A 24,738-nucleotide genomic window follows, 5' to 3' on the forward strand; every position below is an offset into this window, starting at 1 on the left:
TCTCCGTTGATGGCGCGATGACACGCTGGCGGGCGGTCGCAGTCGGGGTCACTGTCGCAGTTCTCACCGAGAGCGTCGGCTACGTCCTGACCGGTCGGCTGTCTCTCTTTGGTGGGGCGTTCGGCGGACTGGTGGCAGGCTGGGTGATGAGTTCCGAGAGCGACGACGACGGCCGCAGCGGGGCGGGCCGTGCCGCGACAGTGAACCGTGGCGCGGGCGTCGGTCTCGCGGTCGGTGTCGCGTGGGGTGTCGTCCTCGCACCCGTCGCGGTCTATCTCTCGCTCGCCACGGGGGAGGTCGCGCTCTCCCCGTACGAGCACGTCGTCCGGACCGTCGGACTCGGCATGCTCGCCGCTCTGTTGGCGTTCGGGCTGACGGTTCCACCGCTCGTCTCCGGGGTGCTCGGCGCGACGTTCCGTACCGTTTATACCGCCACCAAAACAAACCGCAGACATGGTTAAAGAGCAGAAGCAGGTTCGAGAACTCCAGGAAGGAAGCTACGTCATCATGGAGGACGCCGCGTGTAAGATCAACCACTACAGCACGGCGAAGCCGGGCAAACACGGCAGCGCGAAGGCACGCGTCGAGGGCAAGGGCGTCTTCGACGGCAAGAAGCGCAGTCTGAGCCAGCCGGTCGACGCGAAGATCTGGGTCCCGATAATCGAGCGAAAGCAGGGACAGGTCGTCTCCGTCACGGGCGACGACGCGCAGATCATGGACCTTGACACCTACGAGACGTTTACGATGCGCATCCCCGAGGACGAGGACTTCTCGCCCGAGGACGAGATCGAGTATCTCGAATACGAAGGCCAGCGCAAGGTCGTCTAAATGTTCCCCGGGGCGACCGCCGACCGCAGCAGTGCGAAGTACGTGGTCGTCGGAGCCCCACTCGACGTCTCGACGTCCTTCCAGCCCGGGACGCGCTTCGGCCCGGACCGGGTCCGGAAATTCGCCGAGACGTACGACGACTACCACCATACGACCGACCAGTTCTTCTCGGAACTCGGCGTCCACGACGCGGGCGACGTCCGCGCGTGGGACGACATTCCTGACTATCTGGAGTGGCTACGCGGCACGCTGACCGACGTCGTCTGGGACAACGCCGTCCCCGTCACCATCGGCGGCGAGCACACCGTCTCCGCCGCGGGTGTCGCCGCCGTCGACCCGGACGTCTTCGTCTGTCTCGACGCGCATCTCGACCTCCGCGCCGACTACGACGGCAACGAGTGGAGCCACGCCGCCGTTACCCGTCGGATTCTCGACGGGTGGCCCGACGATGGAAGCAAGAGTGGCGATGGCGACGAAAGCGACGCTGACGACGAAAGCGACGCTGACGCCGCAGCGACGGCGGACGAAGCGGTCATCCTCGGTGCTCGCACCGGCTCGCCCGAGGAGTGGGAACGCGCCGACGCGGCCGACGTGACCGTCGTCGCGCCCGAGGAGGTCGCCGACTGGACGCCCGACTTCGATGACGACACGACGGTCTACCTGAGCGTCGACATCGACGCCGCAGACCCTGGCTTCGCGCCCGGCACGGGGACGATGGAGCCGTTCGGGCTGACACCGCGCGAACTGCGCGACGTCGTCCGGGCTGTCGCACCCCACGCCGTCGGCTTCGACGTCGTGGAGGTCAACGACCGCGACGACGGACAGGCCGCCGCACTCGCGGGTAAACTCCTCCGCGAGTTCGTCTTCTCGCACGCAGCCAGTCGGTAGTCGGTCGGTTCTTCCGACCGTCCAGCAGTTCGTCCGACCGCAACGAGCACCGCCGCTACCGAGTCGGTAACGCCGAAAACGAGTGGTGTGCGAGTAGTCAGCGGGTGGTCAGCGGCTCGTCGCCTTCCGGAGCAGACGTTTTCCTTTGCGAACGATTCGCTGTTGCGTCTCGTTCGGCAGCTGCTGCCATGCCTTCTTGGCCTTGCTGAGCTTGCCCATCGTGGTCACCTCTCGTCGCCCGTGCCGTGCGGCGCGGGCGTGCCCCGATGTTGGCTATCGCGCCTGAAAACGCTGATGGCGGACGTCCCGTGTGTCACGCTGGTGGCCCTGTACACCGGTACCGCAACAGGTCGACGCGCTCCGTCGGCTCCGGGCCGTCGAGGTTCGTACGCTGTTCGACGTAACTGACCGTGAGCCGCGTCAGGTCGTCCTCGTGGGTCGTGTTCCAGCGGTGACAGAAGTAGCCCGCGAACTCCTCGCGGAGCCGTCGGTCACCGCTCCACCGCACGTCCTGCAGATACTTCCGCCAGCGGGCACTCGGGTAGGTCCGGTCGACCTCGGCCGGTTTGTCCCACTCGACGGTCCCGCCGCGGAAGGCGTCGACGCGCTCGCCGGATTCGAGCCGCCCGGGGACGACGTACCAGCCGTCGACGTTCAACGGCGCGGGGGCGAACATGTTCCACCGGAACTGCTCGGGGTCGACGTTCGACTCGACCGCCTCGGGTGTGTCGACCGCGCCGACGGAGGCCGCGTTCCAGAGGAGGATGAGGACGAGGAGGACGGTGACGAACGCCGGGACCGCCCGTGCTCGGAAGCGGCGGAGAGCAGGACGCGCCGGGAGCGATGAGGCCCACGGCAGTCGGCTGGTGGCGTTGTCGACGCCGCCGGCGACACGGACGAGCGCGCCCACGACGGAGTCGGTCGCGGCGGCGACACGCTCACGTCGCCGGAGCGGGTCAACGACCCGCGACTCCACGCCGTCCCACACTGTGGGCGACAAGAACAGCAACAGTGCGGCGACCGAGACGAGCGGGAAGATCCCGAGCAGCATCGTCACCGCCATCCCGAGGTGCATCCCGGCGAAGGCCAGCACCAGCACCGACCGCGCCCGGCCGGTGAGGACGAGCAACAGCGGCGAGGCGACGAGCATGACCAGCCACAGTTCGCCGAGCACGCGCAGTACCGCCGGATACTCCGCGAGCACGTCGCCGAGCAGGATCGTCAACTGGTCGAGGCTGAACACCTGGAGGATGGCCGTCCCGTTCGGCCAGACGTCGCCCTGGAGTTTGATGACGGCGTTGGTCGCGTAGACGAGGACGACCTGCACGAGGATAGCGGCGGAGGCGACGGAGACGACGCGGGAATCCGTGGCTGTCGAACTCACGTCCCGCCGGAGCGCGTCGAGCGACCACCGGCTGCCGAGCGGGAGGAAGAGTCCCCAGAAGAGCAGCCGCCGCAGGAGCGAGTCGCCCGCGTTGAGCACGTAGGGGTTCCGGAGATGCAGCGAGACGAGCAGCAGCCACGACAGGAGCGCGACCGTCTTCGTCCGGTAGCCGAGGGTGAGTGCCACGGCGAGGACACCGGCGACGCCGAACAGGAGAATCTGGAGCCACACGTCGCCCGAGAGCGCGTGCAGCGACAGGTCGGCGAACGTCGGATACCGCGCCGCGAGCAGCGAGCGCGGGAGGACGCCCGCGTCGGTGTAGAACGCGACGAGGTTGCGCGAGCGGAGCAGCAGGTCCGCGAGGAGCAACAGGCCGAGCGAGACTCGGAGCGCGGCGAGTGCTCGGCGGTCGACACCGACGCGACGGGCTAATGCACGCCAGCCGCGGGACTGGAGGGAGGGAAGGCGAGCGCGGAGGGCCATAGTTACAATCCTGTCAGTCGGCCCTGAATAGTTTGTGTGGGCTGCCCGAGAACGGGGGATACAAACGACTGCCGTGTCATCTCCCGGTATGGACCGAAGCGACCTCTTCGCGCGCTACGACGAGGAACTGCGCACCGCCGACTACGCCGACGTCGACGCCAGCCCCAACGGCCTGCAGGTCGGCAGCGACGAGGGGACGGTCGAGCACGTCGCCTTCGCTGTCGACGCCGCCGTCTCGACCATCGAGGACGCCATCGACGTCGGCGCGGACGTGCTCGTGACCCACCACGGCCTGATCTGGGGCGGGCTGGACCGCGTGACGGGCCGCGAGTTCGAGCGTATCGCCCCGCTCGTCCGCAACGACCTCTCGCTCTACGTCTCGCATCTCCCGCTCGACGGCCACCAGGAACTGGGCAACGCCGCGGGCGTCGCCGACGTGCTCGGGCTGGAAGCGAGAGAGCCGTTCGGCGCGATGGGACCGGAACACATCGGCCAGCGTGGGGTGCTGTCTGAGCCGACCTCTGTTGCTGACCTCACGGCGGACCTCGACGACGCGCTGGACACGGGGGGTCGCGGCGTCCAACTCGTCGACGCCGGTCCCGCGGAAGTCGAATCCGTGGCCGTCGTCACCGGCAGCGGCGTCGACTGGCTGGACGAGGCGGTCGACGTCGGCGCGGACCTGCTCGTGACCGGCGAAGGCAAACAGAAAATCTACCACGAAGCCCAGGAGGCTGGCGTCAACGTCGTCCTCGCGGGCCACTACGCGACCGAGACGTTCGGCGTGCAGTCCCTGCAGTCGCTCGCCGAGGAGTGGGGGCTGGAGACAACGTACATCGACGAACCGACCGGGCTGTAGACGTCCGACGTATCGTCGCGTTCAAACCGTCGGCCCGCACATCTCGGGTATGAGCGACCACGAGGGTCACGACGACGGGACCCACGACCACGACGGCGACGCGGACGGCGAGGGTCACGAGCACGACGGCGACGGCGACGGCCACGACCACGAAGACGGCTACCAGCCGCCGAACCGCGAGGTCTTCCACCACGACCCGCTCGGCCAGACGGAGGTCTGGGCGGGCATGAGCGTCGGTGAGTTGGGCGAGGAGTACGGCAAGGCTGGCATCGGCGCGGGCAAGCTCCACGAGGCCATCGACATCTACGCGGAGATGCTGGCCGACGAGGACTGCACGGTCTTCTTCTCGCTCGCGGGAGCGATGGTCCCGACCGGGATGCGCACGCTCGTCGCCGACCTCATCCGCGACGGCTACATCGACGCGCTCGTCACGACGGGCGCGAACCTGACGCACGACGCCATTGAGGCCATCGGCGGCAAGCACCACCACGGCGCGGAACACCAACACGGCAAGAGCGTCCGCGAGCACGACGAGGACCTCCGTGACGAGGAGGTCGACCGCATCTTCAACGTCTATCTTCCTCAAGAGCATTTCGCGCTGTTCGAGGGCCATCTCCGCGAGGAGGTCTTCCCCGCCATCGAGGAGGAGGGCTCGGTCGGCATCGAGCGCTTTGTTCGGGAGCTTGGCCGCGCCAACAGCGAGGTCAACGAGCGCGAGGAGATCGAGGAGGACGCGGGCGTCGCCGCCGCGGCCTACGAGAACGACGTGCCCATCTACTGCCCGGCGATTCAGGACTCCGTCCTCGGTCTCCAGGCGTGGATGTACTCCCAGACTTCCGAGTTCACGCTGGACGCGCTGGCGGACATGACGCCGCTGACGGACCTCGCGTTCGACGCCGAGAACGCGGGCTGTATGCTCGTCGGCGGCGGCGTCCCGAAGAACTTCACGCTCCAGACGATGCTCGTCACGCCCGGCGCGTACGACTACGCCGTCCAGCTCACGATGGACCCCGAAGCCACCGGCGGCCTGTCGGGCGCGACGCTCGACGAAGCGCGCTCGTGGGGGAAGCTGAAGAAGGAAGCCCGCAACGCCACCGTCGTCGGCGACGCGACCATCCTCCTGCCGCTCGTCGTCGCCGCCGCACGCGAGAAAATCGAGAACTGAACGGCTCGTTTTCTCTCCAATCTCGCTCTCTCCCTCTCTGCCTCAGTCCAACGTCTCCTGCACCAGTTCGAGCAACTGCTCGGGACCTTTTTCGTCGTAGACGTTGACCGCGGGGAAGGGGTAGTCCAGTTCGTCGGCGTCTCCCCACGTCGAGACGCCCGCGATGACGGCATCTGAGAGCGACGTCACGCGGTCGGCCTCGCTCGCGACGTCGGGGACCGAAAACCGCTCGAAGTCGTCGCGCGTCTCGCGACTCGGGTCGTCGACGAGGACGACCGCGTCGGGCCACGCACCCTGCAGGAGACCGAGCGAGACGCTGCCGTAGGCGCGGTGTGAGAGCGCGCCCTGCCCCTCGACGAAGACCACGTCGGACTCGGCGGCGACCTCGCAGACGAGCGACTCGACGACACCGGCGGTGAAGTCCGCGGGAACGCGGTCGACGACGACGCCGCGGTCCGCGCCGACCATCACGCCCGTCTGGCCCGTGGCGACCCAGCCAGCGTCGAGACCGGCGCGCCGGGCGGCACGGTAGAGTTCGAAGGTCGTCGTCCGCTTGCCGACCGCGCAGTCGGTGCCCGCGGTCAGGACGACCGGCGTGTCGAGGTCGTCGACGCGACCGTCGGACACGCGCAGGTCGTCGCCGCTCGGGGGCTTGCGCACGTCGAATAGGCGGACGCCACAGTCGTCGGCGACCGCCGTCCAGTGGTTGTCCTCCGAGAGGAAGGTGTGCAGCCCGGAGACAACGTCGCAGCCGGCGCGCATCGCACGCTCGATGTCGTCGACCCATGCCTCGGGGAGCTGGCCGCCCGCCGGGGCGACGCCGACGACGAGTGCCTCGGGTGCGGGACCGCGGTCCAAGGCGGACGAGACAGAGTCGACCACGGGAATCGAAGCGAGGTCGGGGTCGTCGCGGCCGAGGACGGCCGCCGCGTCGTCTCCGTCGGCCGCCGAGTCGACGACGGCGGTCACGTCGAACAGTTCACCGTGCATGACGACGCCGTTCGCCGTCTTCCCCTGTGGCGTCCCGAAGGCTCCCTCCGCGAGGACGACGGCGGCTGCCGGCGCGTCGAACGAATCGTGCAAGTCCATGCGTGTGTGCATCTGAGAGACGCCCAAAGCCACCCTGCCTCGCATGAACGGTGTCGCATAGCTTTTTGCCCATCTACCGCAGTTGTTCGAGAGAGATGAGTGACCATCCGTCGGGCGGCGTCAGAGTGAGTCTGGACATCTGGCATCCCGACTGTTGGACACTCGAAGTTACAGAGGCGACCGACGCGGGGCTGCTGGGCCACGGCGTCCACGCCATCGACGGGCTCGCGACCGGCCGGTTCACCGCCTACGCCGACACCGCCGAGGACCTCGACGAGCTGCTCGACGCCATCCGCGAGTCGCCGCTGACCGAGTCGGTCTGGGAGACCGACGAGCGCGAGCACGCCGACGGCGACTCGGTGCCGGGGGCGGCCAGTCGCGGTATCGTCGTCCGCTACGACCTCGACAAGAGCATCAACGACGCGCTCGTCTCCCGCGGATTCATCCCCGACGAACCCGTGCGGATGCAGGACGGGAGGGAACACTGGACGGTCCTCGTCCAGGAGACGCGCCGGACCGTCCACGACCGGCTCGAAGAACTCCGCGAGGAGATGGACGCGGAGATCCGCGTCGAACTCATCACGCCCCCGGAGACCGGGTCCGGACTCCTTCGGACGGACGACCTCTCCGAGCGCCAGCGGGAGGTGTTCGACCTCGCGCGTCGCCGGAACTACTACCAGTGGCCGCGGGAGGTCTCGGCGGCCGACCTCGCCGACGAGCTCGGCATCTCGAAAGCGACACTGCTCGAACATCTCCGAAAGGCCGAGTCGAAGCTTCTCGGCGGCGAGTAGCGGCGCGGCCTCTCATAGTAGGCAGGGGAGATATAGAGGACACTACTGCTATGTCACACCATGTCATCAGTCGACGTCAACAACGACAGAAGTCTCTCACGGGACATCGGGCTGTTCGGGGCGATCAGTACCGTCGTCGCGGGAACGCTCGGTGCCGGGCTGTTCGTCACGCTGGGCACCGCCAGTAGCACGACCGGGCCGAGTGTCATCCTCGTCGTCATCCTCTCGGGACTGCTCGCGATGAGTATCGCGCTCAACTACGGCTGGATGGCGACCATCTTCCCCGGTGCTGCGGGGTCGTACGCCTACGTCTCGCGGACGTTCGAGAACCGCCTGCCGGGCTTCATCGTCACGTGGTCGAAGTGGCTGGGCTACATGGCCGCCGACGCCGTCCTCGCCATCGGCTTCGGGAGCTACTTACAGGTGTTCTATCCCTCGATAGACCCGGCACTGGCTGGCTTCGGCCTTCTCACGGTCCTGTTCCTCGTCAACCTCGTCGGGTCGAAGGGCTACAGCGTCTCGCAGAACGCCATCTTCGGCGTTCTTATCCTCTCGATCGTGGTGCTCGTTCTCCCCGGGACCGTCAACGTCGAACCGTCGAACTACCAGCCGTTCTTCACCGGCGGGGCGGACGGCTTCTTGGCCGCTGCAGTCCCACTGTTCTACGCGTACATCGGCATCGCCGTCGCCGGGCAGATGGGTGCAGAAGTGAAGAACCCCTCGCGGAACCTGCCGCTGGCGATGGCGGGCGGGACGGCCATCCTCGTCCTCCTGTACGTCTGGACCTCCGCGGTCATCTACGGCGTCGTCGGCGACTACACCGTCCTCGCGAACTCGGCACGGCCGCTGGCGACGGCGGCGGAGGTCTTCCTCGGTGACATCGGCACGGCAGTCGTCGCCTTCGGCGGCCTGCTCGCGACGGCCTCCAGCGTCCACGCGGTGATGGCCGCGGGCATCAAGATGCCCTACTCCTGGGCGTGGGACGAGGTATTCCCCAAGTTCTTCTCCTCCGTCTCCGACCGGTTCGGGACGCCCCACTGGTCGCTCCTGACGCTCTATCTCGTCGCGTCCTGGCTGACCTTCTGGAGCGAGGGTCTCGGACAGGCCATCTCCATCGCGACGTTCAGCTATCTCATCGCCTACTGCGCCGTCTCGGTGACGGTGCTCTACGTCCTCGCGACCGACTCCGGGCTCGCCGAGGAGGCGGGCTTCAACGGCGGGCCGGTACTCGGCCTGACCGCCGTCGTCGGCGCGGTCGGCTCGGGCGCGCTCCTGACGCAGGCGTACCAGGGGTCGCTCTCCATCTACGTCCCGTGGGTCGCCGTCGGCCTCGTCGTCTTCGGCGTCTACTGGTATCTCGGCAAGCAGCGCGGCCACGACGTGGACGCCATCCTCAACACCCTGCCGGGCGTTCCCTCCGACGAGTACGACCCGAACGTCCGCACGCGAGAGGTGAGCGATGACTGAAGCGGCCGACGACGTCCCGGCGGCCGACACGTCGACCGTCGACGCGCCCACGGTCGACGCCGACGAGACGGTCGACCTCTTGCAGGAGATGGTCCGGATTCCGAGTCCGTACTTCGAGGAGGCAGAGGTCATCGAGTACGTCTACGACTGGCTCGACGAGCGCGGCCACGATCCCGAGTACCACCACGTCTCCGAACCCGACATCACGGGCTACGAGGGCGACAACGTCGTCGCCCGCATCGAAGGGTCGGACCCCGACGCGCCGACGCTCCTCCTCAACGGCCACGTCGACACGGTCCAGCTCGTCGAGGACTGGGAGGAGGACCCCTGCTCGGGCCGCATCGAGGACGGCAAGCTCTACGGCCAGGGTGCCTGCGACATGAAGGGCGGCGTCGCCTCGATCATGACCGCCTTCGACGCGCTCGCCGAGTTGGACCTCGCGGGCGACGTGCTCCTCACGGTCGTCGTCGACGAGGAGGGTCCGTACGGGCTCGGCACCGACCGCCTCATCCGCGACGGCGTCGTCGACGACTGCGACGCCGCGGTCGTCACGGAACCCGGGCCGATTCTCGCCCAGGAGGACCTCGACAACCCCGCGCTCCTGCTCGGCGCGCGCGGGCGGTTCCTCTACGACATCGAGATCGAGGGCCGCGCGGCCCACGGCTCACAGCCGGAGACGGGCGTCAACGCCGTCGTCGAGGCCGGGCGGCTGGCCGAGGCACTCGACGGGATGGAGACCGGCGACCACCCCAAACTCGGCAGCGGTTCGGTCTGCCCGCTCTCCATCGAGGGCGGCGGCCAGACGCTCTCGGTCCCCGAACGCGCGAACCTGATGGTCGACCGCCACGTCGTCGTCGGCGAGAGCCAGACCGACGTGCGCGAACAGGCCGAAGCCCTCGTCGACGACCTCGGCTTGGAGAGCGACGTCGATATCGACTTCCGCGAAGCCCCCTCGGACGACATCCTCTACGGACCCTACGTCACCGACGAGGACCATCCGCTCGTGACGTCGCTCGCCGACGCGACGCGCGCCGTCAGCGGCGTCGACCCCGAATACGGCTACTTCTCCAGCGTCGGCGACTTCAACTATCTCGGCGACCGCGCGGACCTCCCGACGGTCATCGTCGGTCCCGACGGCGAGAACATCCACGGTGCGGGCGAGTTCGTCTACACCGACGAGGTGGTCGAGGTGGCCGACATTATCGCCGACGCGGCGGTTCGGTTCCTTCGCTGACGCTCCCCTTCTCGGTTCCTCCACACACAGTCCGGCGCGTTTTTCTCGGTTCGACGGGGAGGAGTAGATGGCCGATGACGATGGCACCGCTCCGAGCCGGACTCGGCACCCGGTCGTGACGAGCCCTATGAGTGCCGAGGCCAGCTTTCTGTGACGAGTACGATACCGCAGTCAGCTCCACAACTGGCTGGCAACGGCACACGTCGCCGTTCCACGTTGGCGACGCGAACCCCCGAGTGAGAGCCGGCCGAGAGACGCATTGCCATCCGAGGAGACAGACGAAGCTGCTTTACCCGCCGACCCGATATCCACGAGCAATGAGCAAACCGAGTCCCGAAGTCTACGAACAGGGGCGCGGGATGGACGCGCACAACAAGGTGATGCGCGACATCCGAGCGAAGAAGAACAAGACGTACGACGCACACGAGCCGACCCGCGTCTGGCTGGACGAGGACAACACGCCGGACGGCGTCTACCAGTCGTTGACCATCATCCTCAACACCGGCGGCTGCCGGTGGGCGCGTGCGGGTGGCTGTACGATGTGCGGCTACGTTTCTGAGTCTGTTGAGGGTGGCAGCGTCACCCACGAGCAGCTGATGGACCAGATTCAGGTCTGTCTCGACCACGAGGCGGAGAACGCCGACGAGAAATCTCCGCTCATCAAGATCTACACCTCGGGGAGCTTCCTCGACGAGCGTGAGGTTTCCGCCGAGTCGCGACGGGCCATCGCCGAGACCTTCGGCGACCGAAAGCGCATCGTCGTCGAGTCGCTGCCGGACTTCGTGGCCGAGGAGAAGCTGGAGGACTTCACGTCCCAGGGCCTCGAAACCGACGTCGCCATCGGCCTGGAGACCGCGACCGACCGCGTCCGGAAGGACTGCGTGAACAAGTATTTCGCCTTCGACGACTTCATCGCCGCGAGCGAGGAGGCCGACGCGGCCGGTGCGGGCATCAAGGCGTATCTCCTGATGAAGCCGCCGTTCCTCTCGGAAGCCGAGGCCGTCGAGGACATGAAGCGGTCGGTTCGGCGGTGTGCCGAGTACGCCCACACGGTCTCGATGAACCCGTGTAACGTCCAGCGGTACACGATGGTCGACGAGCTGTTCTTCCGTGGTGGCTACCGGCCGCCGTGGCTCTGGTCGGTCGCCGAGGTGCTCGAAGACACCGCCGACGTCGACGCAATCGTCGTCTCGGACCCCGTCGGCCACGGCTCCGAGCGCGGCCCGCACAACTGCGGCGAGTGCGACGACCTCGTCCAGAAGGCGATCAAGGACTTCGACCTCCGACAGGACCCCTCTGTCTTCGAGCAGGTCTCCTGCGAGTGCGAGGCGACGTGGAAGTACGTCGTCACCGAGGAGACCAGTTTCGGCGCGCCGCTGACGCGGTAGCCTCGGTTACGCGTCGACTACCACCGCCAACCGCCCTCCGTCACTGGTTCTGGCCGCTCGATACCGAGTGAGTACGCTGTCCGTACCGGATGCGTCCCGCTGGGAAGCACGTCGCGCACGGACGATAGGCGGTGCGTACCTACGGTCCATGCGGCCGTCCGAGGAAGTGGACGCACGTGACGACAGCCGTCGGCCGTGCCCGAGAGAATCATGACGCAGACGACAACCCGGTGTACGGCGATCTACTGCTCGGACGGCTGGCTCGAACTCCGCGAGGAGACGAATCCTGACGGGTGGATGGCGACCGACACGCCGGTAGACATCGACGAGTAGCCAGCACACCCGCGCGGTGGCCGAAACGGCGCGCAGCCGTCAGGCTCCGTGGACGGGGTCCCCGCCGTGCCAGCAACGGCTCCGGCCGGCCGAAATTTTCCGGACAGTGGTACATTCATATAGACCGACATCATTGTGCGTCGGTAGCAAGAGGTGCCACTACGTGCCAACCCCCGAAGCGGACGCGATGGAGACGGCTAAGCTGGTCGCTCGTCGCGCCGACTTCTTACAGTCGCTATCGACGTCGCCACGGGAGAAACGCGACCTCGTCGACGAACTCGACTACTCCCGGTCGACCGTCGACCGAGCGGTCCGCGATCTGGAGATGCACGGTCTCGTCGAGCGGACCAACGCGGGCTACGTGACAACCGTCTCCGGGCGGGTCAGCGTCGAACAGTACCGGCAGTTCGTCGAGACGACGCTCGACACGCTCGAACTGCAGGAGCTCGTCGACCAGTTTCCGCCGGACGTCGAACTCGACGGCCGCATCCTCCGGAACGCGTCGGTCGACCGCGCGGACGACACAGCACCCTACACACCAGCCGAGCGACTCATCGACACCGCCGAGAAGGCAGACCGCCTGCGCGTCCTCGCGGTGTCGCTGCCGGATCCGCGGTTCTTCGACGTCGTGGCCGAGCGGAGCCGAGCGGGCGAACTGTCCGTCGACGCCGTCGTGGCCGAGCCGCTCTGGAAGACGCTCCACGACCAACACGGCGAGATGCTGACAACCATCACGGAGACCGGAATGGAACTCAGCGTCGGCGACGTTCCGGCGTTCGACCTGCTGCTGTTCGACCGCGGCGAGGAGACCACCGTCTGCATCGTCGTCTTCAGCGACGCCGGCTCTATCCTCGGCGTCCTCACCAACGACACCCCCGCGGCGGTCGAGTGGGCCGAGCAACGCTTCGAGCACCACCGCGCCGACGCGGAGTCGGTCGTGGGCGAACTGATGCGTGGGGGCACGTCGGCGGCCCTCGCCGACAGCGACGGCGAGAGTGCAGTCGAAGGCGACACCGACACCACCGCAGCGACGGAGTCGTCGGCGACTGCCACCGCGGACCGCGAGGACGCGCCGACTGCGACCGGGGAGACGGCGGCCTCGGGAGAGACGGCGACCTCGAGAGAGACGACGACGTCCGCAGCGACGACGGACCCGAAAGACCTGACGCTCGAACGCGAGGGGTTCGTGCGGTTGAGCGAGACCTACTTCGACCGACGCGCCGTCGACCCCGTCACCTGCTGGCAAGTCGGGATGGAGCTTACCGAAATCCGGGCGGGATACGCCATCGACCGCGAGTACGTCCGCGACGGCGAACGCCGGTCGCTGACCGACGACCTGCTCGCCGGACTCCGGGCGGGCGCCGACCACGCCCTCCTCGGACCGCCGGGGACGGGCAAGAGCACCGTCTGCAAGCGCGTCGCCTGCCGGTGGTTCGAGAACGGTGACGGGCCCGTCTTCTACCGCGAGAGCGGCGTCGGTGCGAGTTTCCGGAGCGTCACGCATCTGGCCGACCGTCTGCGCCGCACCGACGGCCACGCGCTCGTCGTCGTCGAGGACGTCCCGCGGGCGGAGGCCAACGCGGCCGTCCGACTCCTCCAGGAGTTCGCCGACGCCGACGGCGTGACCTTCCTGTTCGACGCCCGGACGAACGAGTGGGAAGACCCCCCGGCCGCCCTCAGCGCGCGGCTCGACGCCCTCCGTCACGAGGTCGTGACGACGGTGACGGTGCCGCCGCTGGACGAGCGGGAGTGCGACCGGCTGGTCGAGCGGTTCGCTAGCCTCGCAGACCGTGAGGTGGACCTGACGGGCGAGGACCTGCTGTCGGGCATCCGTGGCGACGAGACCGACCCCGAGGAGGCGACGTCGGGTGAACTGCTGTTGGTTCTGCACCGCCTGACACAGACCGCACAGCGCGCTGACTCCGAGAGCGCGACGACAACGACGCTCCTCGAAGACGTTCGCGACACCTACGAGACGCTCCGCGCGGCCGGTGACGACGTCCTCGACGTCGGGGTCCTCGTCAACCTGCTGAACGCGACGGGGGTCGGCGTCCGGCCGGAACTCGTCCACGCGCTGGCCGATGACGGTCGGCGGCCGACCGGCGGGACGAACGGGGCGGGAGACGGAGGCCACCGCGCCGTCGACGACGCGCTCGCCGAGTTGGAGGGGAGCGTGCTGTTCGAGCGCAAACGCGGCGAGGGGTCGCCCTACCGGACGGTCCACGAACTGTGGTCGACGCACTTCCTCGAACATCTCCTCGACGCGGAGGGGACGCGCGACGCCCAGCGACGCGTCGGCCGCGTCGTGACGGCCTTCCTCTCGTTGGCCGACGACGCCGAGGCCCGCGAGCGCATCGACTGGGAGTTTGCGGGCGAGGCACCCGGTCTCCTGCCCGTCGAGCGCGACCCGACCGACTGGGCCGACAGTGCCGTCGAGCGGCTGTTCCAACTCGGGCAGGACCGCCCGACGCTGGCACCGCTGTACGGGTCGAGTGCGTACTCCCGCATCGACCTCCCCGAGGCCTGTTCGACGGCGACACGGCTTCGCGTCGCCGAGTGGCGCGGCCGGATGCTCCACCAGGCGGGCGAGTACGACGACGCCCGCCGGGAGTTCGAACTGCTCGCCGAGCGCGCCGAGACCGCCGACCTCCCGGCGACGCGACGCACCGAGTTCCGCGCGCTGGCGCACAAACACCTCGGGACGGCCGAGAACGACGCCGGGAACTACGAGGCTGCAGCCGACCACTACGAGGAGGGTCTCGCGCACTACCGCGACCTCGGCCAGCCGAAGGGGCAGGCACAGTGTCTCAACAACCTCGGCACCGTCGCCTACGTCCGCGGCGACCGCGCGGGAGCCGAGGACTACTTCGAGCGGAGTCTGGAACAGTACCGCGAACTCGACGCCAAGACGGACGTGGCGAACACGCTGAACAACCTCGGGGTGTTGGCACGGAGTCGGGGTAGTCTCGCGGAGGGCCAGGAGTACCACGAGCGGAGCCTCGCGCTCTACGAGCAGGTCGGGACCCAACAGGACGTCGCCGACGCGCTCGGCAATCTCGGGACCGTCGCGTTGGACCGCGGCGACGTCGACGCGGCCGAACGCTACGCACGCCGCCAGCTGGACGTCGTCCGCGACGTGGGCTATCCGCGCGGGCGGGCGATGGCACTGGAGAACCTCGGGAGTGCTGCCCGCCTGCGTGGCGACCTCGACGACGCGGTCGCGTCGCTGGAGAAGGCACTCGACATCCTCCGTGAGGTCGGCGACCAGTGGACCGAGGGCACCGTCCTCGACGGTCTCGGGCGGGCCTACCGCGACCGTGGCGACCTCGACGACGCGGCCGCCACGTTCCGGCGTCTCAGGGAACTCGCACGCGACATCGAGAGCCCCGAGCGGCTGGGGAGCGCGCTGGTCGGACTCGCGAGCGTCGCCCTCGACCGCGGCGACCTCGACGCTGCGCGGGGCTACGCCGAGTGGTGTCTCGACCGCGGTCTCGGCGAGGAGCACGTCGCGGCGACGGCGGCGGCCCACCGGCTGCTCGCGGCCGTCGCACGGCGGCGCGGGGAGTTCGCGACCGCAGAGGAGCGGCTGACGGCCGCCGCCGACCTGCTTGAAGCGAGCGACGTCGGCCACGAACGGGCTCGCGTCGCGCGCGAACGCGCTGAGGTCTCCGCCGCCCGCGGCGACACCGCCGCTGCACGCGAGCGGTTCCAGGCGGCCGCCGACCGCTTCCGCGAGGCCGGGGCAACGGCTGACGCCGAAGCGACGGCAGCGCGGTTGGGGGAACTTACTGAGCGGACGGCGACGGACGACGGGAACGAGACCTCGACGGACGCGCCGGGGGAATCAGCGGAGTCGGCGGAGCCGAGGGCGGAAGACGACTGAGAAGAAGAAAAGAGAGCGGAGACGCGCGCTGCGGTCGTTTACTCGAAGCCCCGGAGGACGCCCTGGCCGTCGGTGCCGCCGACGTCGGGGAGCGTCGCGCGCTCGGGATGGGGCATCAGAACGGCGACGGTGTCGCGCGCGCCGAGGATACCGGCGACGTTGCCGGTCGAGCCGTTCGGGTTGGCGTCGTCGGTGACGTTGCCATCCGAATCGCAGTAGCGGAAGAGCACGCGGTCCTCGTCGACAAGCCTGTCGTACTTCTCGTCGGTGATCTCGAAGCGGCCCTCGCCGTGGGCGATGGGCACCTCGATGACGTCGCCCTCGTCGTAGGCGCGGGTCCACGGCGTGTCGGCGTTCTCGATGCGGAGGAAGACGTGTTCACACTGGAAGCGGGCGCTCCGGTTCGTGGTGAAGGCACCGTCGGTGAGACCGGACTCGCAGCCGACCTGCGCGCCGTTGCAGACGCCGAGGACCGGGACGCCCTCGTCGGCGGCCTCGCGGACCTCGTTCATGATCGGCGAGCGGGCGGCCATCGCACCGGCGCGGAGATAGTCACCGTAGGAGAAGCCGCCGGGGAGCATGATGCCCGAGACGTCCTCCGGAAGCCCGTCCTCGTGCCAGACGCGCTCGGCGTCGATGCCGAGATGGGCGAGCGCGCGGACGGCGTCGCGGTCGCAGTTCGAGCCACCGAATTGCACAACTGCAACCGTCACGCGAGCCACCCCCGGTGGCGAGTGTGAGCAGCGAACGACGGTGTCGTGAGTGAGGTCATTCTGCTTCCTCGACCTCGACCTCGTAATCGTGGATGGTCGGGTTCGCGAGCAGGCGGTCGGCCATCTCCGCGGCGCGTTCCTCGGCCGCGTCGGCGTCGGCCGCGTCGAGGTCGATCTCGTAGCGGTCGGTCGAGCGCAGGCCGCCGAGTTCGAAGCCGAGCCGTTCGAGCGCGCGCTTCGTCGTCTCCGCCTCGGGGTCGAGGACACCGTGCTTCAGCCGCACGGTCACCGTCGCGGTGTAGGCAGTCATCGGTCGATGGTGCGTAGTCGTGTATTATAGGAGTTGCGGATGTGCGACGTTATGCACGTTCGTGGTGTTTCTCTCCCCACCCGTCGCGTCCAGCGCGTCCGGCGCGTCCGTCGCGTCCGTCGTGCCCGTCACGTCCGGCGCGGGACGCTCCGCTCGCAACGGGTGGGGTTGTCGGCGGCGGCGAGCGGGGGGCGTCACTCGGGGACGCGAATCATGCGAGGAGCGACAGCGGTTTATCCCTCCCTCGTCTCTCACAGAGATATGTCCAGGCTCGAACAGCCGGAGGTGATGGCATGACACGCGAACTAACCGAGATTACGGTCATCGGAGGGGACAAGACCGGAATCGTCGCGGAGGTCACCCGTCGGTTGTTCGAACGCGGGGTCAACATCGAGGACATCGACCAGGCGGTCCGTGAAGGCATCTTCCGGATGACGATGCACGTCGACACCGCCGAGATGGTCTGTACCCAAGAGACCCTGCGCGACGCCCTCTCGAACGTCGCCGACGACCTCGGCGTCGACATCCAGGTCCGGTTCCCCGCCGACCGCGAGACGAAGCAGATTGCGGTGCTCGTGACGAAGGAGTCCCACTGTCTCGAAGCGCTGTTCGAGGCATGGGCCGACGGCGAACTCGGCGCAGACATCGGCGTCGTCATCGGCAACCACGACCATCTCGAACCGCTCGCGGAGCACTACGACGTCCCGTTCCACGACATCGGTGACGAGAAGGGCAGCCCCGACGAGGACCAGCTGCTCGAACTGCTCAGCGAGTACGACGCCGACCTCATCGTCCTCGCGCGCTACATCCGCATCCTCGGCCCGAACGTCGTCTTCCGGTACGAGGACCGCATCATCAACGTCCACCCCTCCCTGCTCCCGTCGTTCCCCGGCGCGGCCGCCTACCGGCAGGCCATCGAGGAGGGCGTCCGCGTCACGGGCGTCACCGCCCACTACGTGACGACCGACCTCGACCAGGGACCGGTCATCACCCAGCGCGCGCTCGACGTGCCCGACGGCATCGAGCGCGACGAGCTGAAACGTCGCGGCCAACCGCTCGAAGCCGAGGCCTTACTCGAAGCCGTCAAGCTCCATCTCAACGACGACGTGACGGTCCACCACGGCCGGACCAGCCTGCGCGACGGCGCGGAAGCAGGCAGATACCAGCTCGGCCTGAGCAAGGAGGCAGAGAAGGCCCAACCGGACCGCCCCATCGACGGCGTTGGCGACGTGATGCAGCGGCTGAAACAGCAGCGCGAGGCGTCGGCGACGGCCGAAGACGACTGAGTCGGCGGCGTTGCGTGCTGCTGAGGCTGCCAAGACAGTCGAGGTGGTCGACTCGATAACTACGACCAAGGCGGCCGACGGGGTGGGCGCGAACGCCACCGACGCCCCGCGGCGAATCAGCCGAAAAACGACGTGTCCACGTGTGAGAGTTTATCTCGTTGCAGAACGTCTTACTGGTATGAATCCGGCAGCGAAGCGTGCTGCCCGGGCAAAACGACTCAACGATGTCGCACTCGCCTTCGTCCTTCTCGTGGGCTTCCTGCTCTTCAGTTGGCTCGTCCTCGGGTATCTCGTCCATCTGGCAACGATGTTCGAGAGCCTTCAGTGGTTTGGGACGTAGTCCGAGAGCCACGCCAGACTCACAGACGCCGTGAGCGGTCGCTGTGAACGACGCCAACGATACCTACGTTTTTATCCAGCACACCGAGATTACTCGAGGTCCCGCCGTCGACGGCGGCACTGCCAACGAGACTGGCGAGACTAACGACACCGGAGGTCACGAGTAGCGGACCACGGAGGCAGTGCTCCCGTCGGTCTCACCGCCCACATAGAGCGCGTCGTCACCCGGAACGGGACCGGTCGTCGGCTGAAACCCGAGCGTGTACGACCACCGAACCTCGCCGGTCGTCGCGTCCAGCGCGACGAGTCTCCCGTTGCCGGCGTTCGCCGTGACGAACACGGTGTCGCCGACGACTGCAGGGGTGTAGTCGACCGTCGGGTCGAGCGACTGTCGCCAGCGCGTCTCGCCGGTGGCCGTGTCGAGCGCGAACAGCGCGTCGCGGTTGTCGCTCGTCAGGTACGCCGTGTCGTCGGTGACGGCGGGTGGGGTGTGCAGCTGCTCGCCGAACGCCCGGTGCCACCGTTCCGTGCCGTCCGCAAGCGAGACGGCACTGAGTCGGCCGCTGGTCTGGGCGGCGTAGGCCGTCTCCCCGCGGACGACCGGCGGCGTGTAGCACTCGCCGACGGCAGGGGCCTCCCACCGGAGCGACCCGTCTGCGGGGTCGAAGGCGTACAGGCCGCCCTCGCCGCCGCTCCCGCTCGTCGCACAGACCACGTCCTCGGTCGCGGCGGTCCCAAAGGTTCCGGCGAGTTCGCGCTCGCTCTCCCACAGCGTCTCGCCGGTCACGGCGTCGAGAGCGACGACGGAGCCGCCCGAGGCGTAGAGTCGGTCGCCGACGACCGTCGGTGACACCTCCGGATAGCCGTAGCCGACGTTCGTGCGCCAGTGGAGGTCGCCGGTCGTCCGGTCGAGTGCTCGCGTCTCGCCGGCACTGGTGGTGAAGACCGTCTCGCCGACGACCGTCGGCGTCGCCATCCCCTGTCGCTCGGCGACGCGCCAGCGTTCGTCGCCCGTCTCGGCGTCGTGGGCGACGAAGCCCGAGAAGGACTCCTCGCGTTCGTCACGTTCGCCGCGGCGGTCGACGCCGAAGTAGACCGTGTCGTCGACGACGGTCGGTGGCATCCGGAAGAACAGGCCCGCCGGTGCCACCCTCTCGACCCGGCCGTCGGCGTCGACGGAGAGTTGGCCGGAACGAACCCCCGACCGTCGGGCGTCGAAGCCGAGTGTCGGCCACGGGTCGCCGTAGCCACCCGAGAGGTCCGCGTCGCTCCGGCGGACGTGCGACTGGAACTGTTCGAGTGCCCGGTCGAGCGTCGTACAGCCGGCGAGCCCGGCGAGACCAACGGCACCAGAGGTCGCGAGAAACGAGCGGCGGGTTGGAGGGGCCATAGTCAACCTCCCAGCGGCGGAGACAAATCCGTTCTGGCTTACAGGTCGCGCACGGCGTCGACGGCGGCGTCGATGTCCGGGGCCTCAAACCACTCGTCGCCGGTGTAGGCGTTCGTGCCCGCGGCGTAGAAGTTCGCGACCGTCTGGAGCACGTGGTCGGGCAGCGGCTTCGGCTCGACCTCGCAGAGTTCGCGCCAGTCGGCGATGTCGCGCTCCGCGACCTCGGCCTTGGCCGCGCTCACGGCGTCGACCCACTCGGGATGTTCGCGCTTGTAGTACTGCCGGACGACCTCTTTCGAGAGCTGTTGGCCGTCGTAGCTGAAGCGGTTCTCGTCGAACGTCCCGAGCACGTCGGCGACCTTGATGGCCCCGTCGTGGTAGAGACACTCGATCTTGCCGTCCTCGTGCGTGAACCCGGCCTGCTCGGCGCGGTCGGTGACGATGTGGTTGACCGCGAGCGCGAGTTCTTCGAGGCGGTCGATAGAGGCCGGTCCCGCGATGGCGTCGGCCTCCGCGCGGGAGAGATAGCGGTCCTGCTCCTCGTACTTCGTGGAGAACTCGACGACCGGCTCCGGCAGGTCGACCGGTTCGTCGGGCCACTCCTCGCGGTCGAGGCCGTAGTCGCTCGGCGTCCCGCGCTTCCGGAGGCTGGAGCCGACGGGGACGGTGTTGCGGAAGACGACTTCGAGGGGAATCAGATAGTTGTTCCCGATATCCTCGTAGTAGGCGTCGTAGTCGTAGTCGCCGTCGACGTAGGGCAGGTCGGGCACCTGCACGAGGTCGATAGCCATCTCGCTGGGAGCCGTCTCGCACTCGCCGAGGTCCTTGACCTCGCCGTCTTCGACAACACCACGATAATGTGTCGGGATGTGGTTGACGTCGAGCAACTCGAAGTTGAACGCGCCCATCGTACAGAGCGACGCGCCCTTGCCCGGAATCTGGTCGGGCATCTGCCCCCAGTCGAACACCGAGTAGTCGTCGGTGAAGACGAAACTGCCGCGGCCGAGGGAGTCTGCGGTCGGTTCCTCCTCGACGCGGAACTCCTTCACGCTGGTCATGGTTCGACTGCCGTAGCGGGGGCCCAAGAACCTTTCACTTCCGTGCGTACACGGGAGTTGATTCGGAGAGAAATATGCAAATCTGTGTGTACCGAGCAGCCCGTCGAGACCGCGAGACTGCGAGACAGCGAGACCGTCAGGTACTCTCGCCATCGAGATAGGCGTCGATGAGTTCGCGTTGTGCCCGCCGGAGATGGTAGTGCAGCGTCGCCGACGTGATGTCCATCGCGGCGGCGACCTCTTCGGCCGTGCTGCCGCGTGGCCAGTCGAAGTAGCCCGCGAGATGGGCGGTCCGCAGTGCCGTCTGTTGTCGCTTCGTCAGCCGCTGTTCGAGTTCGTGGCGGAACGTCTGTGCCGTCCGCGCGGGTCGGTCGTGTTCGCGCTTGCTCACGAGTTTCGCGTCGGGATACACCCGTCTGAACGCCTTGACGACGCCCCGGATGTCCTCGCCCTTGGCGACCTCTGCACGGATGGTCGCGACGCCGTGCTCGGCGACGCCGCTCTGGACGTACGCGCCCGCCTCGACCAGGGCTTGCACCCCGGAGGCGGTGTTGACGACTTCGAGGAGACATTCGTCGCCGTCGCCGGAGACGAGTCGGACCTCTTCGAGCGTCTCGTGCTCGCTCGCGAGCTCGTACACCTGTTCGTGCGGGAGACCGGTGACGCGGACGTACTGAAGCGTCCGCTCGTTCTCCGTGAGCACCTGCCCTTCGAGGAGACACCGGCAGTCGTATTCGCGCGTCACCCCCGAGAAGAAGGCCTCGCGGTCGGCCGTCTGGAACTCGAGTTCGACGATGGCGTCCGAAAAGAGGAGATGCCGGTTTCGGAGTGCGTTGATGGCGAAGCCCAGGACGACTCCGAGCACCTGGAAGGCGGACTGTTCGCGGTCGTCGAAGGCGTCCAGACACGGGCTGTTGACGACGAGTGTCCCGTACAGCGTCTCGCCGAACGCCAGCGGGACGACGATGGACGACCCGACGTCGTATGCCGCCGCGACCTGTCGAACCCCCTCGGGGACGTCTTCGTGACTCGGCAGTCCCGAGAGCGCGACCGGCTCGCCAGCACGGATCATGTCGAGCATCGTCTCGCTGTATCCGAACTCGTGGACCGCGTCCGTGAGCGCGTCGAGCACCCCGTCGTCCCCGGCCGAACAGCGGACGGACAACACGGGCTCGTCGTCCTCGACGTCGCCGATCCACGCCGACTGGTAGAGTTCCGACGCCGCGAGCGCGTCACAGACGGACTGCTCCATCGTCTCCTGGCTCGACTCCGTGACGATGCTCCGCACGGTGGTCTGGATGAGGCGGTTGAGGCGGTCCAACGCGTTCAGCTCGTCGCGCTGTCGCGTGATGAGTTCCTCGTGCTCGTGTCGGTACGTCAGGTCCCGCGTCACCTTCGTGAACCCGCGGAGGGTGCCGTCGTCGTCGTGGATGGCGGTCACGGCGACGTCCGCCCAGAAGCGGCTGCCGTCCTTGCGGACCCGCCACCCTTGGTCTTCAGCACGGCCCACCTCGCGCGCACGGTCGAGAATCTGGTCCGGGACGCCCCGCTCGACCGCCTCGGCCGTGTAGAACACCGAGAAATGCTGGCCGACGATCTCCTCCTCGCAGTATCCCTTGAGTCGGCGCGCGCCGTCGTTCCACGTCAACACCCCGCCGTCGGGGGTCAGAAGGAAGATGGCGTAGTCGGTCACTTCGTCGACGAACGACGCGAACTGCTCGGGACGGGCCGACTGCTCGGCTGGCTTCACGACGCCGACGCGGCCGACGACCGCGCCGCTGTCGTTGCGGAGCGGCCGTTCGGAGAACTCGAAGCGACGCGTGTCGGGACCGTCGCCGGCGGTCCGGAGCGTGTCGTAGTAACTCGACTCCATCCCGGCGAGGACTCGATGGACGTGCTGTACCGGTTCCGTGGAGTCGTCGCTGACGAGGTCGTACCATCTGAGCGAGGCGAACGCGTCGTCGTCGTAGCCGGTCGTCGTTGCGAACGCGTCGCTCCACTGGACGAAGCGACCCGCTCTGTCCACCACGTACACCGCTTCGGGGACGGCTTCGAGAAGCGCGCCAGCCCGAACCCCGAGACGGCTGTACACGCCGCGATTGGCGTCTGGTGGCATATCTCACGGATTGTACGTTGCCGACGGTACTTGTCTCCTACGGTGGTGCCCCCGATAGACGGACAGCCCCGCACAGCCTCGCACAGCCTCGTGAGCGGACCATCGGCTGCGACAGTCAGGACGGACGGACCGTCTGGAACTCTAGTTACCTAGAGCGAGTGTTATTGACCGTCCCTCGCCCAGACTATTCTACCCCCCAACCGGCGCGGAACTGTGGGGGTGAGAGTGATATGTACGACACCACTGTCCGAGACACGGTGCGAGCGCAGTCAGCCACAGGGATGGGACTGACCGACAGTCGACGGCTCCCGGGAGGGGAACCGTCGGTTCGGATGGGGTGTCGTCATGGATGAGACCGACCGTCCCGCTGCGTCGACACGCAGCGAGTTGGTCGACGCGTCGTCCCCGAACCAGCCATCGGGGGGGACGGCCGCAGTCGAGCTGTCGACGTGGGAGTGGCAGCTCGTCTGTCGGGTCTTGCGACAAACCAGCCAGACGATGGCTGCCACGGACGTCGGTGCGCGTATCATCGGTGACCGGCTCGTCACCGTCGAGGACCGCATCTCGACACAGGTCGCCACACACAGAGGCACAGAACGAGAAGACACTGACTGACGTCCCCGCTGACCGGCCCTTACGGAACTGTACTGCGTTCTTCGATCTCTCACCGACCCAGCCGTGGCTATTTACTCGGTCCCGCTGAACACAGCCCATGACACACGGCGTGCTGCTGCCGGGCGTGACGGACGTCGTCGACCCCGACTTCGCGCGCGAACTCGAATCGCTCGGCTACGGCCGGGTCTGGACCGGCGAGCTGTGGGGCACCGACGCCTTCCTCAGTCTCTCGCACGTCGCTCACCACACCGACGACATCGACCTCGGAACCGCCATCGTCAACGTCTTCTCGCGGTCGCCCGCGACGCTCGCGGCCGCCGCGGCGACGCTCAATGCGACGACCGGGCGGGACGTAGTTCTCGGCGTCGGCGCGAGCACACCCAAGGCCGTCGAGGACCTCCACGGCGTCGACTACGACCGCCCCGTCCGGCGAATCCACGAGACGGTCGAACTCGTGAAGGCCTATACGTCCAAGAGTGACGAGCGCGTCGACTACGACGGCGAGCTGTTCGACGTGGCCGACTTCCCGCCGCTCGACGCCGACATCCCGGTCTACGTGGCCGCGCTCGGTCCAGCCAGTCGCCGCGCCACCGGCCGCGTCGCCGACGGCTGGCTCCCGCACAACGTCCCCTTCCCGCGACTCGCCGAGGCCTTCGAGGTCGTCGCCGACGCCGCCCGCGAGGCGGGTCGCGACCCCGACGACATCGCCGTCGCCCCCTACGTTCCCTCGGCCGTCAGCGACGACGCCGACGAGGCCCGGCGGGCAGTGAAGGGCCATCTCGCCTACTACGTCGGCAGCGGCGAGGGCTACCGGAAGGCGGTCGCCCAGTCGTTCCCCGACGCGGCCGAAGCTGTCGCCGAAGCGTGGCGCGCGGGGGACCGCGAGGACGCCCGCGCGGCCGTCACCGACGAGATGGTCGACGCGCTCGGGGTCGCCGGGACGCCAGAGGACGCCCGCGAGCAGTTCCGCGCGGTCGCCGCGCTCGACGCCGTCGACGACCCAATCGTCGTCGTGCCCGCGCAGGCCGACGAGGCGATGACGATGCGGACGGTCAGGGAGTTGTCGCCCGAACGCGCCTGACGCGGGTGTGGGTTTCCGCTGTAACCCGTGGCACGCCTCCG

22 protein-coding genes are annotated in these 24,738 nt (G+C 68.0%); 15 read left to right on the plus strand and 7 right to left on the minus strand.

The annotated features are described in order from the left end of the window. The first annotated feature begins 17 nt into the window (after positions 1-17). Genes BLR57_RS09860 through BLR57_RS09870 form a run of 3 tightly spaced genes read left to right on the plus strand, consistent with a single transcriptional unit; the run spans position 18 to position 1,716 of the window. On the plus strand, positions 18-461 hold the full coding sequence (locus BLR57_RS09860; RefSeq protein WP_089697341.1) for a hypothetical protein: 444 nt from the start codon (positions 18-20) through the stop codon (positions 459-461). Then, on the plus strand, positions 454-828 hold the full coding sequence (locus BLR57_RS09865; protein ID WP_089697343.1) for a translation initiation factor IF-5A: 375 nt from the start codon (positions 454-456) through the stop codon (positions 826-828). Before BLR57_RS09860 ends, BLR57_RS09865 begins: the two co-directional genes overlap by 8 nt. Further along, a complete protein-coding gene (locus BLR57_RS09870) occupies positions 829-1,716 on the plus strand; it encodes an arginase family protein (RefSeq protein WP_089697345.1) in 888 nt (295 codons plus the stop codon). A gap of 313 nt (positions 1,717-2,029) precedes the next feature. On the opposite strand, the gene BLR57_RS09875 is transcribed toward BLR57_RS09870, so the two are convergent. After that, on the minus strand, positions 2,030-3,583 hold the full coding sequence (locus BLR57_RS09875; protein WP_089697347.1) for an HTTM domain-containing protein: 1,554 nt from the start codon (positions 3,581-3,583) through the stop codon (positions 2,030-2,032). A gap of 88 nt (positions 3,584-3,671) precedes the next feature. Between BLR57_RS09875 and BLR57_RS09880 the strand changes: the two genes are divergently transcribed. Continuing rightward, positions 3,672-4,439 (plus strand): Nif3-like dinuclear metal center hexameric protein, encoded by a 768-nt coding sequence (locus BLR57_RS09880; protein ID WP_089697349.1) that lies wholly within the window; start codon positions 3,672-3,674, stop codon positions 4,437-4,439. 49 nt (positions 4,440-4,488) lie between these two features. After that, on the plus strand, positions 4,489-5,604 hold the full coding sequence (locus tag BLR57_RS09885) for a deoxyhypusine synthase (protein ID WP_089697352.1): 1,116 nt from the start codon (positions 4,489-4,491) through the stop codon (positions 5,602-5,604). A gap of 42 nt (positions 5,605-5,646) precedes the next feature. Here the strand turns inward: BLR57_RS09885 and BLR57_RS09890 are convergent, their stop codons facing one another. Then, complete coding sequence (locus BLR57_RS09890; protein ID WP_089697354.1) at positions 5,647-6,693, minus strand: DUF1611 domain-containing protein; 1,047 nt, start codon at positions 6,691-6,693, stop codon at positions 5,647-5,649. A 95-nt stretch (positions 6,694-6,788) separates the two neighbouring features. Here BLR57_RS09890 and BLR57_RS09895 point away from each other — a divergent pair, with 95 nt between their 5' ends. The 6 genes from BLR57_RS09895 to BLR57_RS09915 all read left to right on the plus strand — a co-directional run bounded on the left by BLR57_RS09895 (position 6,789) and on the right by BLR57_RS09915 (position 15,789). Next, complete coding sequence (locus tag BLR57_RS09895; RefSeq protein WP_089697356.1) at positions 6,789-7,484, plus strand: helix-turn-helix domain-containing protein; 696 nt, start codon at positions 6,789-6,791, stop codon at positions 7,482-7,484. 60 nt (positions 7,485-7,544) lie between these two features. Further along, complete coding sequence (locus tag BLR57_RS09900) at positions 7,545-8,951, plus strand: APC family permease (RefSeq protein WP_089697357.1); 1,407 nt, start codon at positions 7,545-7,547, stop codon at positions 8,949-8,951. Further along, a complete protein-coding gene (locus BLR57_RS09905) occupies positions 8,944-10,185 on the plus strand; it encodes a M20 family metallopeptidase (RefSeq protein WP_089697358.1) in 1,242 nt (413 codons plus the stop codon). The genes BLR57_RS09900 and BLR57_RS09905 overlap by 8 nt, the downstream gene beginning before the upstream one ends. Before the next feature lie 317 nt (positions 10,186-10,502). After that, a complete protein-coding gene (locus BLR57_RS09910; RefSeq protein WP_089697359.1) occupies positions 10,503-11,573 on the plus strand; it encodes an archaeosine biosynthesis radical SAM protein RaSEA in 1,071 nt (356 codons plus the stop codon). Positions 11,574-11,783: 210 nt separating this feature from the next. Further along, complete coding sequence (locus BLR57_RS19860; RefSeq protein WP_280140448.1) at positions 11,784-11,906, plus strand: hypothetical protein; 123 nt, start codon at positions 11,784-11,786, stop codon at positions 11,904-11,906. A 163-nt stretch (positions 11,907-12,069) separates the two neighbouring features. Further along, a complete protein-coding gene (locus BLR57_RS09915; protein WP_139173324.1) occupies positions 12,070-15,789 on the plus strand; it encodes a tetratricopeptide repeat protein in 3,720 nt (1,239 codons plus the stop codon). A 38-nt stretch (positions 15,790-15,827) separates the two neighbouring features. Here the strand turns inward: BLR57_RS09915 and purQ are convergent, their stop codons facing one another. Further along, entirely contained in the window at positions 15,828-16,502 is a 675-nt protein-coding gene (purQ, locus tag BLR57_RS09920; protein ID WP_089697652.1) for a phosphoribosylformylglycinamidine synthase I, read from the minus strand. Positions 16,503-16,557: 55 nt separating this feature from the next. After that, positions 16,558-16,812, minus strand: a complete 255-nt coding sequence (gene purS, locus BLR57_RS09925; protein WP_089697361.1) for a phosphoribosylformylglycinamidine synthase subunit PurS — start codon at positions 16,810-16,812, stop codon at positions 16,558-16,560. A gap of 293 nt (positions 16,813-17,105) precedes the next feature. On the opposite strand from purS, the gene BLR57_RS09930 reads away from it, so the two are divergent. After that, positions 17,106-18,098, plus strand: a complete 993-nt coding sequence (locus tag BLR57_RS09930) for a formyltetrahydrofolate deformylase (protein ID WP_089697362.1) — start codon at positions 17,106-17,108, stop codon at positions 18,096-18,098. Positions 18,099-18,276: 178 nt separating this feature from the next. Then, complete coding sequence (locus BLR57_RS19385; RefSeq protein ID WP_170830604.1) at positions 18,277-18,438, plus strand: hypothetical protein; 162 nt, start codon at positions 18,277-18,279, stop codon at positions 18,436-18,438. A gap of 156 nt (positions 18,439-18,594) precedes the next feature. Here BLR57_RS19385 and BLR57_RS09935 read toward each other — a convergent pair whose 3' ends face one another. The 3 genes from BLR57_RS09935 to BLR57_RS09945 form a co-directional block, all read right to left on the minus strand. Further along, entirely contained in the window at positions 18,595-19,827 is a 1,233-nt protein-coding gene (locus BLR57_RS09935; protein ID WP_089697363.1) for an outer membrane protein assembly factor BamB family protein, read from the minus strand. Positions 19,828-19,865: 38 nt separating this feature from the next. Further along, on the minus strand, positions 19,866-20,885 hold the full coding sequence (locus tag BLR57_RS09940; RefSeq protein ID WP_089697364.1) for a phosphoribosylaminoimidazolesuccinocarboxamide synthase: 1,020 nt from the start codon (positions 20,883-20,885) through the stop codon (positions 19,866-19,868). A 136-nt stretch (positions 20,886-21,021) separates the two neighbouring features. Beyond that, a complete protein-coding gene (locus BLR57_RS09945) occupies positions 21,022-23,001 on the minus strand; it encodes a bacterio-opsin activator domain-containing protein (protein ID WP_089697365.1) in 1,980 nt (659 codons plus the stop codon). Positions 23,002-23,346: 345 nt separating this feature from the next. On the opposite strand from BLR57_RS09945, the gene BLR57_RS09950 reads away from it, so the two are divergent. Continuing rightward, positions 23,347-23,616, plus strand: coding sequence for a hypothetical protein (locus tag BLR57_RS09950; RefSeq protein ID WP_089697366.1), 270 nt, complete (start codon positions 23,347-23,349; stop codon positions 23,614-23,616). A gap of 97 nt (positions 23,617-23,713) precedes the next feature. Next, positions 23,714-24,697 carry an LLM class flavin-dependent oxidoreductase gene (locus BLR57_RS09955; RefSeq protein ID WP_089697367.1) on the plus strand — a complete coding sequence of 328 codons (984 nt, stop codon included), beginning with the start codon at positions 23,714-23,716 and terminating at the stop codon, positions 24,695-24,697. Positions 24,698-24,738 lie beyond the last annotated feature (41 nt).

The sequence above is a fragment of the Halogranum gelatinilyticum genome, assembly GCF_900103715.1.
Classification (GTDB): domain Archaea; phylum Halobacteriota; class Halobacteria; order Halobacteriales; family Haloferacaceae; genus Halogranum; species Halogranum gelatinilyticum.

What these genes read in the sequence shown, in the direction of transcription:
- BLR57_RS09880 (WP_089697349.1), top strand. Translation starts at nt 3,672, where the DNA reads ATGGACCGAAGCGACCTCTTCGCGCGCTACGACGAGGAACTGCGCACC.
- BLR57_RS09940 (WP_089697364.1), bottom strand. Translation starts at nt 20,885, where the DNA reads ATGACCAGCGTGAAGGAGTTCCGCGTCGAGGAGGAACCGACCGCAGAC.
- BLR57_RS09950 (WP_089697366.1), top strand. Translation starts at nt 23,347, where the DNA reads ATGGATGAGACCGACCGTCCCGCTGCGTCGACACGCAGCGAGTTGGTC.
- BLR57_RS09860 (WP_089697341.1), top strand. Translation starts at nt 18, where the DNA reads ATGACACGCTGGCGGGCGGTCGCAGTCGGGGTCACTGTCGCAGTTCTC.
- BLR57_RS09885 (WP_089697352.1), top strand. Translation starts at nt 4,489, where the DNA reads ATGAGCGACCACGAGGGTCACGACGACGGGACCCACGACCACGACGGC.
- BLR57_RS09955 (WP_089697367.1), top strand. Translation starts at nt 23,714, where the DNA reads ATGACACACGGCGTGCTGCTGCCGGGCGTGACGGACGTCGTCGACCCC.
- BLR57_RS09905 (WP_089697358.1), top strand. Translation starts at nt 8,944, where the DNA reads ATGACTGAAGCGGCCGACGACGTCCCGGCGGCCGACACGTCGACCGTC.
- BLR57_RS19385 (WP_170830604.1), top strand. Translation starts at nt 18,277, where the DNA reads ATGAATCCGGCAGCGAAGCGTGCTGCCCGGGCAAAACGACTCAACGAT.
- BLR57_RS09895 (WP_089697356.1), top strand. Translation starts at nt 6,789, where the DNA reads ATGAGTGACCATCCGTCGGGCGGCGTCAGAGTGAGTCTGGACATCTGG.
- BLR57_RS19860 (WP_280140448.1), top strand. Translation starts at nt 11,784, where the DNA reads ATGACGCAGACGACAACCCGGTGTACGGCGATCTACTGCTCGGACGGC.
- BLR57_RS09910 (WP_089697359.1), top strand. Translation starts at nt 10,503, where the DNA reads ATGAGCAAACCGAGTCCCGAAGTCTACGAACAGGGGCGCGGGATGGAC.
- BLR57_RS09945 (WP_089697365.1), bottom strand. Translation starts at nt 23,001, where the DNA reads ATGCCACCAGACGCCAATCGCGGCGTGTACAGCCGTCTCGGGGTTCGG.
- BLR57_RS09930 (WP_089697362.1), top strand. Translation starts at nt 17,106, where the DNA reads ATGACACGCGAACTAACCGAGATTACGGTCATCGGAGGGGACAAGACC.
- BLR57_RS09870 (WP_089697345.1), top strand. Translation starts at nt 829, where the DNA reads ATGTTCCCCGGGGCGACCGCCGACCGCAGCAGTGCGAAGTACGTGGTC.
- BLR57_RS09865 (WP_089697343.1), top strand. Translation starts at nt 454, where the DNA reads ATGGTTAAAGAGCAGAAGCAGGTTCGAGAACTCCAGGAAGGAAGCTAC.
- BLR57_RS09935 (WP_089697363.1), bottom strand. Translation starts at nt 19,827, where the DNA reads ATGGCCCCTCCAACCCGCCGCTCGTTTCTCGCGACCTCTGGTGCCGTT.
- BLR57_RS09875 (WP_089697347.1), bottom strand. Translation starts at nt 3,583, where the DNA reads ATGGCCCTCCGCGCTCGCCTTCCCTCCCTCCAGTCCCGCGGCTGGCGT.
- BLR57_RS09890 (WP_089697354.1), bottom strand. Translation starts at nt 6,693, where the DNA reads ATGGACTTGCACGATTCGTTCGACGCGCCGGCAGCCGCCGTCGTCCTC.
- BLR57_RS09900 (WP_089697357.1), top strand. Translation starts at nt 7,545, where the DNA reads ATGTCATCAGTCGACGTCAACAACGACAGAAGTCTCTCACGGGACATC.
- purS (WP_089697361.1), bottom strand. Translation starts at nt 16,812, where the DNA reads ATGACTGCCTACACCGCGACGGTGACCGTGCGGCTGAAGCACGGTGTC.